We start from the raw sequence: 16682 nt of genomic DNA, 5'->3' as shown, positions 1-16682 counted from the left end.
ACGGCGAAGGCAGAAGCAACTGGAGCGCTGTAAGCAACGCAAATCCAGGGGCGCATACCCAGACGGTAGGAAAGTTCCCACTGCCGACCCATGTAGCAGCAAATCCCCAGCAAAAAGTGGAATACCACCAACTGGTAAGGACCACCGTTGTACAACCACTCATCTAAGGAAGCAGCTTCCCAGATCGGGTAGAAGTGCAGACCAATGGCATTGGAAGAAGGAACAACCGCACCCGTGATGATGTTGTTACCAAAAATCAGGGAACCAGCAACTGGTTCGCGGATGCCATCAATGTCCACAGGGGGCGCAGCGATGAAGGCAATGATGAAGCAGATGGTTGCAGTGAGCAGCGTGGGAATCATGACCGTACCGAACCAGCCTACATAGAGGCGATTGTCGGTAGAGGTCACCCAGTCGCAAAACCGCTCCCAGACGTTGGCGCTATCGCGCCGCTGTAAGGTTGTTGTCATGGCTTTATGAGTGCTTAATGAAAGTTTGGCAAAATGATGGGGCAGTTTTTCTACCCTGGTTTACATTATATATGATTTTGTTGCTTTTTGTAAATAAAATTATTTAGATTCGTCAAGCACTGTAAACCCTACCTCAATGTTCGTTGCATTAATACCAAAGTCCTATTACAGAGCTAGTGTTCTCCCAGGGGATCGGCAAACCAATGAGTAACCATATCCCAGGTATGCTCTCCAGGAATCAGATCAATCCCCAGGAATGTTTTCAAGGCATAGAAGCCAAGGACAATGGCAACCAGGAGGATGATCAGTTGCACCAGAATCAAGACCATGGCAAGAGTATGACTGGGGCGATCTCTGGGTGCTTTAGTGTAATAGCCTTGGGTGCAGTCGATGCCACAAGCTTGAGCCGCTCTGAGCATCCGTGCATCGGCCACAGCCTTAGCAATTGTTAAGCGACCCAAGGCTCGATTGGCCTGAACGACGGCTCGGACAAAGGCTTGGGTTTCAGGGTGAGTAGTGGAGGCTTGAATCAATTGCTGGTCAATACTGACCGCATCAATGGGCAACCGACACCAGCAATACAAGGGCAACTCACCCTTGATAAAGTTGTCCACCAACACCAGGCAGCCGAGGGACTTGAGGTGGCGAATCAGTTGCAAGGCGGGGGTAAACTGTTGTAATAAGATGGCTTCATTTAACTCCAATCGCAGTTGCTCTGGCTCTACCTGAAAATGCACCAGCAGTTCGCGAATATAACCACACAGGGTTGTATCCTCAAGGGCTGTGGGGGAAAGATTCACCGACAATCGCAGCTGGGGTTGTCGGTGAAGCAGGTAGATGACGCGGTGAATCACCAGTCGATCCAGTTCTGAGAGGAGATTGGCAGCCGTGATCGCAGGCAAAAATCCTGCGGGCGGCTGGAGGACATCCTGGGGATCTCGCCAGCGCAGCAGCACCTCGTTATGGAAAACATTTCCCAAGGTCAGATGGTAAACGGGTTGAAACCAGAGTTCGAACCGATGCAGGGCATAGTCAGATCCCAGACGGGCAGACCAGTTTGGGGTCAGATAATTAATGTCAGCTGCCGAACCAGAGTCGCTCACAGATACACCTCAGGTGGCGCAGTTTCGCTGATGGGATAGCAGTCCAGCATTAATGGGGTTGGGATAGCTCCGTGTCAGGAAATGGGCAGGAATGATCAAGCAGTGATTCAAAAAACCATAAAAAATCTGGCATCATGCGTATTAGTAATGCTTCAGGGGTAAAAGCTATCCATTCGAGTGAGCTAGTCTGGCCCAGTCGAGTTCATCTGACCATGATTGCGATGCCAACGGTGAGTAACCCATCATCCCTCAGGTTAGTCAATAGTCTAGCGCTCTGTTGTTCGGGGAGTTGAGACCCTAAAATAGTTCAACTCTGTTGTTAGTTGGGAAAACCCAGACACGGGAACATTGGATGGAGAAAAGCAACCTCTTTACTTCCTCGATCTCCGGAATCTTGGAGCATTTAATTCACGGTATGCCCAGGGATGGCGATATGCTGCAACTTGAGTCTCAGACCCTTGAGCCGAAGTATCCCCAGCCTCTTAAGACAGCCGTCATGGTGATTGGAGGAGCTGAAGATAAGGTGCATGGGCGAGAGATTCTCCAAGCATTTTTTCGGCGGGCAGGGGCAGCGGAAGCCCGGATCGCTATTATCCCCTCGGCCTCCCGGGAACCAGTTGTCAGTGGCGAAACCTACCGCACCATCTTTGAGAAAATGGGAGCCAGTGCCATTGAGGTGCTCGACATCCGCGATCGCGATCAAGCCGAAGCTCCCCGGATGAAGGAATTCATTGACGGTGTGACCGGGGTATTTATGACCGGGGGTCGATCAACTGAGGCTCTGTGGCATCTTGGCCGATACTCCCCTGATGAATAAAGTCCGGATGCTGGCTCAACTGGGGCAGATTACCCTGGCTGGCACCAGTGCCGGGGCGGCCGTTATGGGACATCACATGATTGCTGGGGGCGGCAGTGGCGAATCTCCCAACCGCTGCTTGGTGGATATGGCGGTGGGTCTGGGGATTTTGCCCGATGTGATTGTTGACCAGCATTTTCATAACCGGAATCGCATGGCTCGCCTCATGAGTGCAATCTCGACCCACCCAGACAAGTTAGGGATCGGGATTGATGAAGATACCTGTGCCATTTTTGAAGGCGATGGCCTGCTGCAAGTTATGGGTAAGGGGACGGTCACAGTGATTGATCCAGGGGAAGCCCATCATCCCCCCCTGCCGTGTCTCGATGAGGCCACCGCCTTGCCCTTGAGTATCCACAACCTCCGGGTTCATATTCTCAGCCATGGCGATCGCTATGACCTAGAACGGCGGGTGGTTCTCCAGCCCGGACTGGTGTCCTGATCAAGCGGCGGCTGACCAAGGAACTGTCTTTCTTCCGAGTAACTGTTTATGGTGAACAGTTTGTCAGTTCTTGCAAGCGAGAAACTGAGTTATTGCTCCCCTGTGCCGACAACCCTTCTCCAGCTCAACGCTTAAGTTAAGATAAGTTATGAAGATCTTAAAAATCCAGACTCTGCGTGGCCCCAACTATTGGAGCATTCGACGGCAAAAATTGGTGGTCATGCGGCTGGATCTGGAAGAACTAGCTGACAAGCCCTCGGATGTGATTCCCAATTTCTACCAGGGGTTGATCGCCGTCTTACCCAGTTTAGTGGAACATCAATGCTCTCCAGGGTGTCGGGGAGGGTTCTTGATGCGGGTTCAAGAAGGCACGATGATGGGGCACATTATTGAACACGTTGCCCTGGAACTTCAGGATTTAGCGGGGATGCCCGTGGGGTTTGGGCGTACCCGTGAAACTTCCACACCGGGGACCTATCAGGTGGTGATTGAGTATTTCAACGAAGCAGCTGGACGCTATGCAGCTCGAGCCGCCGTTCGCCTTTGCCAGAGCATTGTGGAGACGGGTAGCTATCCCCCGGAAGAACTGGCCCAGGATTTAAAAGACTTGCAAGAACTGTGGGCAGAAGCCTCTCTGGGGCCGAGTACCGAAGCACTGGTCAAAGAGGCTGATCGCCGGGGTGTTCCCTGGGTGGCTCTCAGTGCTCGCTCCATGATCCAATTTGGCAATGGGGTTTATCAGCGCCGCATGCAGGCAACGCAGAGCGATCGCACCAGTATTCTGGGGATTGAACTTGCTTGTGACAAAGAAGGAACCAAAACCATTCTCCGGGAAGCCGGAATTCCAGTTCCCAGAGGCACCCTGATCCACTACCTGGATGACCTGAAAACAGCGATTGACGATGTGGGTGGCTTCCCCATCGTCATTAAACCCTTGGATGGCAACCACGGACGCGGGATCACCATTGATATTAACTCCTGGGAACTCGCCGAAGAAGCCTACGATGCTGCCAGTGGTGCGTCTAAGTCCCGATCTGTGATTGTCGAGCGCTACTACCAAGGTCGAGATCATCGGGTGCTGGTGGTGAACGATAAGGTAGTGGCAGTGGCCGAGCGGGTGCCAGCCCATGTGGTTGGGGATGGTCACACCTCCATTGCGGAACTCATTGAGCAGACCAACCGAGATCCGCGTCGGGGTGAAGGCCACGACAATGTGCTGACCAAAATTGAAATGGATCGCACCAGTTGGCAATTGTTAGAGCGCCATGGCTACACCTTAGAAACAGTCTTGCCAGCAGGCACGGTTTGTTATCTCCGAGCCACTGCGAACCTGAGTACCGGGGGAATTGCAGTGGATCGCACCGATGACATTCATCCGGAAAATATTTGGCTAGCCCAGCGGGTTGCCAAGGTCATTGGACTGGATATTGCTGGCATTGACATTGTGACACCGGATATCTCCCAACCGTTGCGGGATGTGGGGGGGGTGATTGTGGAAGTCAATGCTGCTCCTGGGTTTCGGATGCATCTGTCCCCCAGTCAGGGCATTCCCCGCAACGTGGCAGAACCAGTGCTGGATATGCTCTTCCCGTCGGGTACTCCCAGCCGGATTCCCATTATTGCCATTACAGGCACCAATGGTAAAACCACGACTTCCCGCCTGATTGCCCATATTTTTAAACAAACCAAACGCGTGGTAGGCTACACCACTACGGATGGCATCTATATCAATGACTTCCTCGTGGAAAAAGGGGATAATACAGGTCCCCAGAGTGCCCAGGTGATTCTCAACGACCCAACGGTGGAAGTGGCAGTGCTGGAATCGGCTCGTGGGGGCATCCTGCGATCGGGCTTGGCCTTTGAAAGCTGTGATGTCGGTGTGGTGTTAAATGTCTCCGCCGATCACCTTGGCCTTGGCGACATCGAAACCCTGGATGATATGGCTCGCCTGAAAAGTGTAGTGGCCGAAACCGTCCTGCCCAATGGCTATGCTGTTCTCAATGCGGATGACCCGCTGGTAGCCGCCATGGCTAATCGGGTGCATGGTCAAGTTACCTACTTCGCTATGGAACCTGAGAATGAACTGATTCGCCTGCATACCCAGCGAGGCGGTCTAGCCGCCATCTACGAAAATGGCTATCTCTCGATTCTCAAGGGAGATTGGACGCTGCGGATTGAGCAGGCGGTGAATGTGCCCTTGACCTTGGGTGGACGGGCTCCCTTTATGATTGCCAACGCCCTGGCAGCCAGCTTGGCAGCCTTTGCCCAGGGGGTACGCATTGAGGATATCCGGGCAGCCCTGACGACCTTTGAGCCATCGGTTGGGCAAACTCCGGGACGGATGAATCTTTTTGATCTGGGAGGCTACCACGCCCTGATTGATTACGCCCACAATCCAGCTAGCTATGCAGCCCTGGGGAGTTTTGTCCGCAACTGGCCGGGAGAACGGATCGGGGTCGTTGGCGGGCCTGGCGATCGCCGAGACGAAGACTTTGTCACCTTAGGACAGTTGACGGCACAGATTTTTGACCGGGTGATTGTCAAGGAAGATGATGATACCCGGGGGCGGCCTCGGGGAGATGCAGCTCGGTTCATTAATCTGGGCATTCAACAAATCGGCATTGTCGGGCGCTGTGAGACCATTTTGGATGAAACCACGGCAATTCAGACAGCGCTCAATACCGCAACGCCTGGTAGCTTGGTGGTGATCCTACCAGAAACGGTCAGTCGGGCGATCGCTCTCATTGAGCAACGCCAGCCGCAGTCGCCATCCACGCTGGCGGCAACGGTGAGTCCCGCAACAGTAGATCCCCAATCGGTTAGCCGAGTCTAAGCATGATCCGAGCCCATGGAAGATCAATCTCAGGCGATGGATCGGGGGGCGGCTGGGGACAATTCAGGGGTGTTTGCCCTCAAAGAGTCTCGTACGGTTGTGACCCGCAATTCTAGCTTGGATGAGGCATTGCTCTGCCTGCTTCAGGAGGATGTCCTGATCGAGGGTGCCATCGGGGGAGGCAATGTTGCCGCCTAAGCTGACCGTCACCAGAACTTGTGCCCCGGAGGGGAGCTTGATGGGGTTGGCAGCGATCGCCTGCCGCAGTACCTCGCCAAATTCGGAGGTGCGTTTGGAATCCAGTCCAGGGGTAATACATGCAAAGGTGGCATCACCGTAATAATAGAGCAGGCTACCAGGGAGGCAGTTGCTTTGTAGCCGTCGGGCCACGATTTGCACTAATTGGGTTGCCACCTCTGTACCGTAGGCAACCATCTGCTCATCAAACTGATCCAGTTGAATCAGCCAGATACTGAGGTAACGATAGTACAAAAAGTACTGGGAATTGTGAAACACCTCTGCTTGGTGATCCCCTACTTGCAGCAACAATCCCGGCAGCCCCGTTTCTAAAGCCCGGCGGTTGAGGACTCCGGTGACGGGATCGATCAAAGCCAGGGAGGCCAGCAGTTCGTTGCGGGCATGTAACTGCTGATTTACCTCCATCAGGGATTGGGTCAACTGTCGCAGCCGCAGCCCCGCCCGAATCCGGGCTCGGAGTTCTTCTCGGTTAATTGGTTTGGTAATGAACTCATCGGCTCCCGTATCTAATCCCAGAATCAGATCCGAAATTTCCTCCCGAGCCGTTAACAACAAGAAATAGATATGTTCCAGGGCTGGATCGGCTCGAATTCGGCGGCATAAACCAATGCCAGAAAGTCCCGGCATCGACCAGTCACTGATAATCAGATCCGGGGGATTATTGCAGATCATCGCCCAGGCCTCTTCGCCTGTGTCGGCAGTCTCAATGACATAGCCAGCATCTTCTAAATAATCGGAGATCACTGCCCGGACGGTGAGACTATCGTCAATTACTAGAATTCGGGCTGGCTTGGACGTGTTTAAGGTCATTCGAGAAGCTCCATGGGTCAACGGGAAGAGCTACATCGCCCAAGATGCAGGGTTCCCTACGAACATAACCCCATTAAATAAGGATCTCTACGGAAAAGCTACTGTAGCTTCAGACATCACAGCAGCTACTTTCAAAGCCTGAATCGGTTCTTTCTCTGGACTCAAGGCTCCCGAGGGCATAAAAAAGCGCTATCCAGGAGAGAAAAGGAAAGCGCTAAGACGCAGTTACGCCGCCAGAAAAATTGATTGACAGGAGTATAACCAGACATCCCTGAGGAAACCGTACTGTATGTAACTTTTTCCCCAAGGCGCAGCCCCAATGACCCTCCTGTATTCACCCCATGACCCACTTTGATCTCTAGCACGCCCCTTGGGTGCCATCGGATCTGAATCCGTTAGGATTGAAGGAGAGGCTGAGGTTCAGCCTGACGGATTGATTGGGTTCAACCACTCGCCTATGTCTGCTACCCAGATAGCTTCCCTTGATCTGACTACGATTGCCCAACAGACGCGGCAAGCAGCCCGTCAATTAGCCACCCGCGCCACCACCGATCGCAATCAGGCCTTAGAAACAATTGCGATGGCGCTGACAGCGGCAACTCCTGAGATTCTGGCTGCCAACCAAGCAGACTGCGAAGCAGCCCAAGCAGCTGCCATTGCGCCAGCACTCTATGCTCGGTTAAAACTGGATGCCGCTAAATTAGCTGCGGCAATCGCGGGGGTACGAGATGTGGCCCGATTAGCAGATCCGGTGGGAGTGGTGCAAGTGCATCGGGAACTGGATACCGGGTTGGTCTTAAAGCGCATTACCTGCCCCCTGGGGGTGCTCGGGGTGATCTTTGAAGCCCGTCCCGATGCCGTGGTGCAGATTGCCGCTTTGGCGATTAAATCAGGGAATGGGGTGATTCTCAAGGGGGGGTCAAGAGGCGGTGCGATCCTGTCGCGCCTTAGTGACCGCAATTCAACAGGGACTCGCCCAGACTGCCCTTGACCCGGCCGTTGTACAACTCCTGACCACCCGGGAAGAGACACGGGCCATGTTGCACCTAGATCAATATATTGATCTGATTATTCCCAGGGGGTCCAATAGCTTTGTCCGCTATGTGCAGGACAATACCCGGATTCCGGTGCTGGGTCATGCCGAGGGCATTTGTCACCTCTATGTTGATGCCGCCGCTGATGTCGCCAAAGCCGTAGCGATCGCCGTGGATGCCAAAACCCAATATCCTGCCGCCTGTAACGCCATTGAAACCTTACTGGTGCATAGCGACATAGCGCCAACGTTTTTACCCGCCGTCGCCCGTGCCCTGGAAACGCAATCTGTGCAACTACGGGGAGATGAAACCACGGTAGCCCTGCTCTCGGGTCATGGCATTGCTTGTAAACTGGCAACCGAGGCCGATTGGAGCACAGAATATAGCGATTTAATCCTGTCCATCCGAGTTGTACCCTCCCTAGAGGCGGCGATCACCCACATCCAGACCTACGGTTCGCGTCACACGGAGGCGATCGCCACCGAAGATCCCAGAGCCGCTGAAACCTTTTTGGCCCAAGTCGATGCCGCTGGGGTTTTCCACAATTGCTCTACCCGCTTTGCCGATGGATTTCGCTATGGCTTGGGTGCCGAAGTCGGCATCAGTACACAGAAAATGCCGCCCCGTGGCCCCGTGGGACTGGAGGGACTGGTAACTTACAAGTATCAGGTGGTGGGGGATGGGCATCTGGCCGTCACCTATGGGGGAAGTCACGGGAAGCCCTTTAGCCACCGAGAGTTGTCAGGGTAGCTGGAGGGACTGTATGGCTGCCGACCCGTCGCCCTCTCCCAAGCAAGTGCTCCGGCAGGCACTGCTGCAACAACGCCAGTCCCTGACGGTGGAGGATTGGCAGCACCGCAGTCAGCAGCTTTGCCACCAGTTGCAAACCACTCCCCAATGGCAGCAAGCCCAGACGATTCTGGCCTACCAGAGTTTTCGCCAGGAACCGGATTTGCAGGCGTTATATCTTCTGGACAAGCAATGGGGCTTCCCCCGCTGTGTGGGCGATCGCCTGTGTTGGCACCGATGGTCACCGGAAGGTGAATGGCTCTTACAAATCGGAGCCTATGGCATTCTCGAACCCGAACCGGATTCCCCGATGCTGGAACCCCAAGCGGTGGATTTGATCCTTGTCCCGGCCCTCGCCTGCGATCGCCATGGGTATCGCCTCGGCTATGGCGGGGGGTTTCTATGACCGGATGTTGAGTCAGCCAGAGTGGGCGGATATACCTACCCTGGGCATTGTCTTTGCCTTTGCCCAATTGCCCGCTTTACCGCGTGATCCTTGGGATCGCCCCCTTCAGGGAGTGGTAACCGAACAAGGTGTGTTTGGGTAGCTTGATGTCCAAGAGAGGTTGCTCCTGAGAAATGCTCGGTAGGGATTGCGATCTCCCAGCCCATCGCGATCGCCCGTTCAAACTGCAACTGCATCGATTGAAATTATCCAGGCAGAGAATTGCAGTTCAAACCAATGATACCCACCGCTGGCAAACTCTCCGTCAGCAAGTACTCCTACCCAAGCGCCAACTTTTATGGCTCATAGTTGTGATATAGCTCAGACTACAACCCTAACCAGTCTTGCAAAGATTTCTCAAGTTGTTTGGCATCAATATCCATTAACTGACCAATTACTTTTATCATCAAACTTTCATGCACTGTGTAGATACCTCTTTTGACCGCAGTAGCTACATTTAAGCCCGCTCCTGCCCACTCAGATAGCATAAACTCTCCTGCCAGCAACGAACTTGTTTTGCTTGTTAAAGGGGTAATCATAATGTCTTGCGACGGGTGCGATGGACTCACAACCACAGCAGGTCTTACCTTTGAACTTGACAAATTGGAGAAAGGATATCGCACCAAGATAATGTCATGCTTGGAGTAGCTCGGCATATACATCATCCTCAGCATTGTCCCAAACTGCATCAAGCGATGTTAGGCTTGCTTGTAACCAGAACTCAGTCTCGTCGTCAGGTAAAAGTGTTACTAATACCCTCATCCCTTCCGGTAACTCTGCTGATTCCAATAGCTCAATTTTGCCCTGTCGAACCGTAGCCCAAAGCGTCTTTATCATCTCTGTTGTATGAAACAACACCTTGATTTTATGCCGCAATTGTGATTTGAGTGTTATCTGCCGCTGGTGATGCTAGCCAAAATAGCTTCCATTAGGCAGATTTGGCGATGATCGGACTATCGAACGTCGATGCCAGGGAAACACTCTGATATGTCCTTCGATCATTGAATAAAACGTTGTAGCGATCGCGATTCCTGGTATCTGCGGGGCTAAACCCATGGCACACCCTCACGCTTCCTTGACCTGGGAACAGGTACGCGCTCGATTTCAAGCCATCTGGGGCTACTCAGACTTTCGTCCCCCCCAGGGTGAGATTGTCCGCTGTCTGCTCTCCCAGCAGGATACCTTAGTGATCCTGCCCACGGGTGGGGGAAAATCCGTTTGTTTTCAGCTCCCTGCCCTGATGCAATCGGGACTCACCCTGGTGGTGTCGCCCCTGGTCGCCCTCATGGAAAACCAGATTCAGGAACTCCGGCAGCGAAAGTTGCCCGCCGCCCTGCTCCACAGTGAGCTATCCGCTGCTGCACGAAAGCAAGTCTACGGAGCTTTGCAGCGGCAACAACTGCGATTACTCTACCTCTCCCCTGAAACCCTCCTCAGCCAGCCTGTTTGGGAACGCCTCTGTCAGCCTGACCTGGTGATTCATGGCTTAATTCTGGACGAAGCCCATTGTCTGGTTCACTGGGGAGACTCCTTTCGACCCACCTATCGCCGCCTAGGTGCGGTACGTCCCGCCTTACTGGCGCACAAACCCCCCGGCACCCAACTGGCGATCGCCGCCTTTACCGCCACCGCCGATCCCACGGTGCAACAAACGATTCAACAGATTTTGGGGATAGAGGCTGCGGCTGTGTTTCGCCTCAGCCCCTATCGCAACAACCTCTACCTCCAGGTAAAAACCCGCCTGGTCACCCCGATGTCGCCGCCACATGCTGCTGCAATTTATCCAGTCCAGAGTCAGACAGGCGGGGTTAGTCTATGTGCGGCGACGGACAGATGCGGAAGATCTGGCAATTTGGCTGCAGCAGCAGGGGTTCTCCACCACGGCTTACCACGCAGGACTAGGCTCGCAACGTCGGCGGCAGATCGAAGCCGACTGGATCGGGGGGGGCGATGCCCTTTGTGATCTGCACCTGTGCTTTTGGCATGGGGATTAACAAACCGGATTGTCGCTGGGTGGTTCATGTCCATCCGCCCCTGCTGTTGGCAGAGTACATTCAGGAGGTAGGACGCGCCGGACGGGATCTTCAACCCGCTGAGGCACTGCTCTTGGTCAGTGAGCCCAGCGGCTGGTTAGACGATACGGATCGAAAGCAGCGCCAATTCTTTGCTGACCAACTGCGCCAGCAACAGCAGGCGGCGCAGCGATTGGTACACCGCCTGCCTGAGCAAGGATCGGTGGAGGCGGTGAGTCGTCAGTTTCCCCAGGGGGCGATCGCCCTCGCCGTGTTGCATAGCCTCGGACAGTTGGACTGGATCGATCCCTTCCACTATCAAATGCGCCCTGCCCTTGGGACTGCTAATGCTCCCAGTTCTCAAGGGGCGATCGCCCAGATGCGCCGATACTTAACCACCCAGGGGTGTCGCTGGCAATTTTTGCTGCAAGCCTTTGGGTTTAACGAAGCTGCGAGAGACTGGCGCTGTGGTCACTGCGATCGCTGTCAGCCCCGGACGAGCTAAGGAGCGGTTCCCACAAGCTCAGGAGTGTTTTCTGCGGCCAACCCTGCCCCAGGGGAACCCGTAATAATAGAAGCGGGTACCTTCAAACGGCTGAGAGCAATGGCGAGAGACTTGCGGGGATTTCTCAAGTTACTGGAACAACGGGGACAGCTCCGACGGATTTCCGCCCTGGTTGATCCGGACTTAGAAATTGCAGAAATTGCCAATCGGATGTTGCAATCAGGCGGCCCAGGGCTATTGTTTGAGAACGTCAAGGGTTCCCCCTATCCCGTTGCCGTGAACCTGATGGGCACCGTGGAGCGGATCTGCTGGGCGATGAATATGGAGCAGCCCCAGGAACTAGAAGCTCTAGGTCGCAAGCTGAGTTTACTTCAACAGCCCAAGCCTCCGAAAAATTTCGCCCAGGCCGTTGACTTCGGCAAAGTCCTCTTGGAGGTTTTGCGAGCCAAACCTGGCTGGGATTTGTTACCCCCCTGTCAGCAGGTGGTGATCCCGGAGGCAAAGCTGGACTTGCAGCAAATTCCCATGATTCGTCCCTATCCCGGCGATGCGGGCAAGATCATCACCCTGGGGTTGGTGATTACCAAAGATTGTGAAACCGGAACCCCCAACGTCGGAGTCTATCGGCTGCAATCCCAGTCCCCTAAAACCATGTCGGTGCATTGGCTATCGGTGCGCGGGGGGGCACGACATCTGCGGAAGGCCGCTGAACGGGGTCAGAAATTAGAGGTCGCGATCGCCCTTGGGGTCGATCCCCTGATCATTATGGCGGCGGCGACGCCGATTCCCGTGGAACTATCCGAGTGGTTATTTGCCGGACTCTACGGTGGCGCTGGGGTCAACTTAGCTCGCTGCAAGACCCTCGATCTAGCGGTGCCTGCGGATGCCGAAATGATTTTAGAAGGGACAATTACCCCTGGTGAACAAGTGGCGGACGGCCCCTGTGGCGATCACATGGGTTACTACGGCGGGGTAGAAGATTCCCCCCTAATCCGGTTCCACACCCTCACCCACCGCCACGATCCCATTTACCTCACCACCTTTAGTGGTCGGCCTCCCAAGGAAGAAGCCATGATGGCGATCGCCCTCAATCGGATTTATACCCCGATCCTGCGGCAGCAAGTCCCCGAAATTGTGGACTTCTTTTTACCGATGGAAGCCCTCAGCTACAAAGCGGCGATTCTCTCCATCGACAAAGCCTATCCGGGTCAGGCGAGACGGGCAGCCCTAGCCTTCTGGAGTGCCCTGCCTCAGTTCACCTACACGAAGTTTGTCATTGTCGTCGATCGGACGATTAATATTCGTGACCCCCGCCAGGTGGTCTGGGCACTATCTTCCAAGGTCGATCCCGAGCGGGATGTCTTTATCTTGCCCGCTACCCCCTTCGATACCCTGGACTTTGCCAGCAGCAAAATTGGCCTCGGCAGCCGGATGGGGATTGATGCCACCACCAAAATTCCCCCGGAAACGAACCATCCCTGGGGGGAACCCCTGGAATCTGACCCCGCCGTGGCAGCAATGGTAGAGCGGCGTTGGGCTGAGTACGGGCTAGCCGATCTAACGCTGGGGCAGGTGAATCCGAATTTATTTGGCTATGAGATGGGAGCCTAAGCTTACCAGGTGACGCGATCGCGGAGTTTTTCTAGCAGTTTCGCCCCCACCCCCGGCACCTGATCCAGATCGGCCAGAGAAGCAAAGGGATGCTGCTGTCGGGCATCAATAATCCGTTGTGCCAACTTGGGGCCAACCCCCGGCAAGGCTTCAATTTCAGCGGCACTGGCAGTATTCAGATTCACTACTTGCCCCGGAGTCAACTCCCCCTGCGGGGATGCGGGCGATCGCCGGGAGGCTTTGGGCTTTGCGGGGGATCCTGGCTGCGGTGCTGACTCCGATGCCGCTGCCATGGTGGCAATATCCTCACTGGAGAGCAGTCCTGGAATTTTTGGCTTCGGCGAGCGTTTGGGGACTGGAGTAGTGGCGGTTGGCGAGTCTTTGGCCGTCGCATTGACTGCCTGGGGACACTGCTGGCGTTGCTGCTCAATCTTACGTTGGATGGCAGGTGGCACCCCCAGGAAGGCATCGGTATACAACCGTTCAAATTCCCGGTGATAGTGGGCGGCAATGGTGGGGCTGTCGACCACCATCAAGGTTTCATCATTGCCATTGTTGGCGGCGGCACTCCAGTTATGGGAACCGACGATCACCCGTTGCTGATCCACCACGCCGTACTTGTGGTGCAACTTATCCCCAGGGGGGAGTCGGGGAACACCGACACTCGTAATCGGCGGTTGCCAGGGCTGATTATCCACCTCGAAGAAGCACCCTCCCTTCCCCTCCTGCTTCAGCAAAGCGACTCCCAGCAGATCGAGGGCCTCGCTGTAATAGGGATAGGCAAAGGCCGGGTCAATCAAGGCTCGAATCGTCACCCCCTGCTGATGGGTGGTGTGCAAAATATTTGCCAACCGCTGCTCGGAAAACACAAATAGGGCCAGATCTGTTGACTGGCTGGCCTGGTTCAAGGTCTTAGCAATCAAACCATTACTGGTCTCTTCCCAGGGGATGGATTTGGCATCGGGAGAGAATTTTACCGTTAGGGGGGTGGTGCCAATGGTTAGGGTTTGGGGGGGACGATGGGGCTTCTTGTTTCCAAACAGACTATCCGACTGCCCCCCAGGGCCATCCCCCCACATCAGGTTAAACTCCTGGGTAAACAGTTGAGCCAGTTCCGGACTTTCAATCCGGAGGAGACTGTTGGCATTGCCCCGGTTGCTGGGGACGGCAAAATCTCCGTGGACATCGCTGGTGGTGAAGTTTGCTGAGGTGACGATCAGCCGCTGCCCATCAACCACAATAAATTTGTGGTGCATCAGGTCAATGCCTTTGGAGCCATCTTCGGTGTCGTCGATCAGGGGCACTCCAGCGGTTTTCAACATTACCAGGGCATCCCGTTGGTTAATTTCCTCGGGACTGAGACTGCCATCACCATTTAAATCAATAAGCGTCCAGCCTTCTTTAATCCGGTCTTGATCCCGCTCCGGTAGCTCGGCCAGTTCTTGAGGGGTAAAGGCACTAAAGGGACGGGCGTAGGTATTCTCAATAATCACCCGTATCTTTACCCCAGCTCGGTGGCGATCAATCAGAGCTTGGGCAATTTTGGGCAGGCGTAATTCTTGGACGGCAACTTCGACGGTGGTCGTCGCTGGGGCGATCGCATCTACCATGATTTGCTCCAGATCATCCCCCGATCGCTGGATCTGACGGTAGGGCTCGGTGTAGGTTGCGGCCAGATTGTGATTCATATAGACCTGGATCAGTGGGTCTTGGGGCAGGGGTTGGGGACGTTCCCCCCTTGCCTGGGTTTGTTGTTGCCAGAGCCATTGCAGAGCAGGACCACCGGTGGCAACCCCAATGGTGAGCAGCATTGCCAGACCCAATAAGATCCCAAAGATCAGCAGAGATTTTTTTCCGCATAAGCAACCTCCAGCACCGCGATCGCACCCTGAGTGCTAGCTTAGCCCTTCGCCAGCATCCCGGAAAGATTGCTGCACAACCCTGGATGACTCAGATGTAAAGCGATTCGTTAAAATGAGATTTTCTTGGAAGTAAGGCAGCATCCATGGACGATAAGCTCATGCTCATGATTCCCGGCCCGACACCGGTACCGGAGCAAGTGTTACTGGCGATGGCAAAGCATCCCATTGGTCATCGCAGTGGTGACTTCTCTAAGGTGATGGCGGAGGTCACCGAAAATCTCAAGTGGCTCCATCAAACCACCGGGGATGTGATGATGCTGACGGTCAGTGGCACCGGTGCCGTCGAAGCTGCGATTGTCAATGTCTTGAGTCCCGGCGATCGCGTCTTGGTGGGTGCCAATGGCAAGTTTGGCGAACGCTGGGCAGAGGTCAGCCAAGCCTACGGACTTGCGGTGGAAACGATCACAGCGGCGTGGGGACAGCCCCTCGATCCGGAGCAATTTCGCGCCACCTTGGAAGCCGACACTGAGAAAACCATCAAGGCGGTGATCATTACCCACAGCGAAACCTCCACGGGGGTTCTCAATGATCTAGAAACGATTAATCGCCATGTGAAAGCCCACGGCGAAGCCTTGATCATTGTGGATGCGGTCACCAGCTTGGGGGCTATTAACCTGCCGATTGATCAGTGGGGGCTGGATGTGGTGGCCTCGGGGTCGCAAAAAGGCTACATGATTCCGCCGGGACTGGGGTTTGTGTCCGTCAGTGCCAGAGCCTGGGATGCTTATAAAACCGCCAAGCTGCCCCGCTTCTACCTGGATTTGGGCAAATATCGTAAGGATGCGGCCAAAAATACCACTCCCTTTACGCCCCCCGTAAATTTGATCGTTGGCTTACAGGTAGCGCTGCGGATGATGCAGGCAGAGGGGCTGGAAAGCATCTTTGCCCGCCATCAACGGATGATGCAGGCCACCCGCAGTGCCATCAAAGCCCTGAACTTGCCCCTGTTTGCCCCTGATGTAGCGGCCAGTCCCGCCATTACCTCGGTGGCTCCCCTGGCTCCCTTAGATTCTGAACAGATCCGGTCGCTGCTACGCAAACGGTTTGATATTGCCATGGCCGGAGGACAAGACCACCTCAAAGGCAAGATCTTCCGCATCGGCCACCTAGGGTTTGTCTGCGATCGCGATATTCTGGCTGCGATCGCAGCCCTGGAAGCCACCCTCCTGGAACTGGAGTATGGCGGGTTCATCCCCGGATCTGGGGTGGCGGCGGCAGCCAAGGTTTTGACCCAAAGTAGATAAACAGCAATTCCGAGGGCAGCTGCAATGGGTGGAGTGGATGGTTGCTTCAACCGAAAAGCATTGATGGGGGACGCTAGGTTCTGAAAATCCTGGTTGGGGGTTGCCGTGGGGAAATTCCCACCCCGTTCCGAGATGCTGGCCATCCCGTTGACTCTTCCCTATGGCGACTCGAATTGAATTATTATTAGCGATGGAGTTATTATCTATCCCGGTTTCACAGACAGCTATGGATATTTTGACGCTTGGTTGGGTCTCGGTGCTGGTTTTGTTCACCTTCTCGATTTCGATGGTTGTTTGGGGGCGTAACGGTTTCTAGCCGTGGAAGATACCTCAGCGTTTAGCATTATG

The 16682-nt window shown here is 54.7% G+C and carries 10 protein-coding genes and 4 pseudogenes; 8 read left to right on the top strand and 6 right to left on the bottom strand.

Annotation, left to right across the window (positions count from 1 at the left end):
- Together DO97_RS19420 and DO97_RS19415 are read right to left on the bottom strand one after the other, a co-directional pair.
- Positions 1-470 (bottom strand): photosynthetic reaction center family protein (locus tag DO97_RS19420; RefSeq protein ID WP_036536680.1); only part of this gene is annotated, 470 nt, incomplete at its 3' end.
- Between the two features lie 173 nt (positions 471-643).
- Positions 644-1573 carry an EAL domain-containing protein gene (locus DO97_RS19415; protein WP_036536676.1) on the bottom strand — a complete coding sequence of 310 codons (930 nt, stop codon included), beginning with the start codon at positions 1571-1573 and terminating at the stop codon, positions 644-646.
- Positions 1574-2006: 433 nt separating this feature from the next.
- Here DO97_RS19415 and DO97_RS31545 point away from each other — a divergent pair.
- Both DO97_RS31545 and cphA read left to right on the top strand, forming a co-directional pair.
- Positions 2007-2871: pseudogene (locus tag DO97_RS31545) on the top strand (cyanophycinase).
- A gap of 148 nt (positions 2872-3019) precedes the next feature.
- Positions 3020-5704 carry a cyanophycin synthetase gene (gene cphA, locus DO97_RS19405; protein ID WP_036536672.1) on the top strand — a complete coding sequence of 895 codons (2685 nt, stop codon included), beginning with the start codon at positions 3020-3022 and terminating at the stop codon, positions 5702-5704.
- Positions 5705-5767: 63 nt separating this feature from the next.
- On the opposite strand, the gene DO97_RS19400 is transcribed toward cphA, so the two are convergent.
- The gene (locus DO97_RS19400) at positions 5768-6772 is read right to left on the bottom strand and encodes a response regulator (RefSeq protein WP_036536670.1); all 1005 of its coding nucleotides are present in this window, start codon (positions 6770-6772) and stop codon (positions 5768-5770) included.
- Positions 6773-7229: 457 nt separating this feature from the next.
- Here DO97_RS19400 and DO97_RS31540 point away from each other — a divergent pair.
- Positions 7230-8556: pseudogene (locus tag DO97_RS31540) on the top strand (glutamate-5-semialdehyde dehydrogenase).
- A gap of 13 nt (positions 8557-8569) precedes the next feature.
- Positions 8570-9143: pseudogene (locus DO97_RS19390) on the top strand (5-formyltetrahydrofolate cyclo-ligase).
- A gap of 223 nt (positions 9144-9366) precedes the next feature.
- Here DO97_RS19390 and DO97_RS19385 read toward each other — a convergent pair.
- Both DO97_RS19385 and DO97_RS31535 read right to left on the bottom strand, forming a co-directional pair.
- The gene (locus tag DO97_RS19385) at positions 9367-9696 is read right to left on the bottom strand and encodes a type II toxin-antitoxin system PemK/MazF family toxin (protein ID WP_036536667.1); all 330 of its coding nucleotides are present in this window, start codon (positions 9694-9696) and stop codon (positions 9367-9369) included.
- Positions 9674-9877, bottom strand: coding sequence for a hypothetical protein (locus tag DO97_RS31535; RefSeq protein ID WP_036536687.1), 204 nt, complete (start codon positions 9875-9877; stop codon positions 9674-9676). Before DO97_RS31535 ends, DO97_RS19385 begins: the two co-directional genes overlap by 23 nt.
- 217 nt (positions 9878-10094) lie before the next feature.
- On the opposite strand from DO97_RS31535, the pseudogene DO97_RS31530 reads away from it, so the two are divergent.
- Positions 10095-11557: pseudogene (locus tag DO97_RS31530) on the top strand (RecQ family ATP-dependent DNA helicase).
- A gap of 99 nt (positions 11558-11656) precedes the next feature.
- Positions 11657-13168 (top strand): UbiD family decarboxylase, encoded by a 1512-nt coding sequence (locus DO97_RS19370; RefSeq protein WP_036536665.1) that lies wholly within the window; start codon positions 11657-11659, stop codon positions 13166-13168.
- A 2-nt stretch (positions 13169-13170) separates the two neighbouring features.
- Here the strand turns inward: DO97_RS19370 and DO97_RS19365 are convergent, their stop codons facing one another.
- The gene (locus DO97_RS19365) at positions 13171-14979 is read right to left on the bottom strand and encodes a phospholipase D-like domain-containing protein (protein WP_052128976.1); all 1809 of its coding nucleotides are present in this window, start codon (positions 14977-14979) and stop codon (positions 13171-13173) included.
- 194 nt (positions 14980-15173) lie between these two features.
- On the opposite strand from DO97_RS19365, the gene DO97_RS19360 reads away from it, so the two are divergent.
- On the top strand, positions 15174-16334 hold the full coding sequence (locus tag DO97_RS19360; RefSeq protein ID WP_036536660.1) for a pyridoxal-phosphate-dependent aminotransferase family protein: 1161 nt from the start codon (positions 15174-15176) through the stop codon (positions 16332-16334).
- A gap of 226 nt (positions 16335-16560) precedes the next feature.
- On the top strand, positions 16561-16650 hold the full coding sequence (petN, locus tag DO97_RS22685; RefSeq protein WP_072016517.1) for a cytochrome b6-f complex subunit PetN: 90 nt from the start codon (positions 16561-16563) through the stop codon (positions 16648-16650).
- Positions 16651-16682: the final 32 nt, after the last annotated feature.

The organism is Neosynechococcus sphagnicola sy1 (genome assembly GCF_000775285.1).
Classification (GTDB): domain Bacteria; phylum Cyanobacteriota; class Cyanobacteriia; order Neosynechococcales; family Neosynechococcaceae; genus Neosynechococcus; species Neosynechococcus sphagnicola.
Note: the sequence above shows the minus strand (reverse complement) of the source record. Positions and strands in the feature narration are given on the sequence as shown.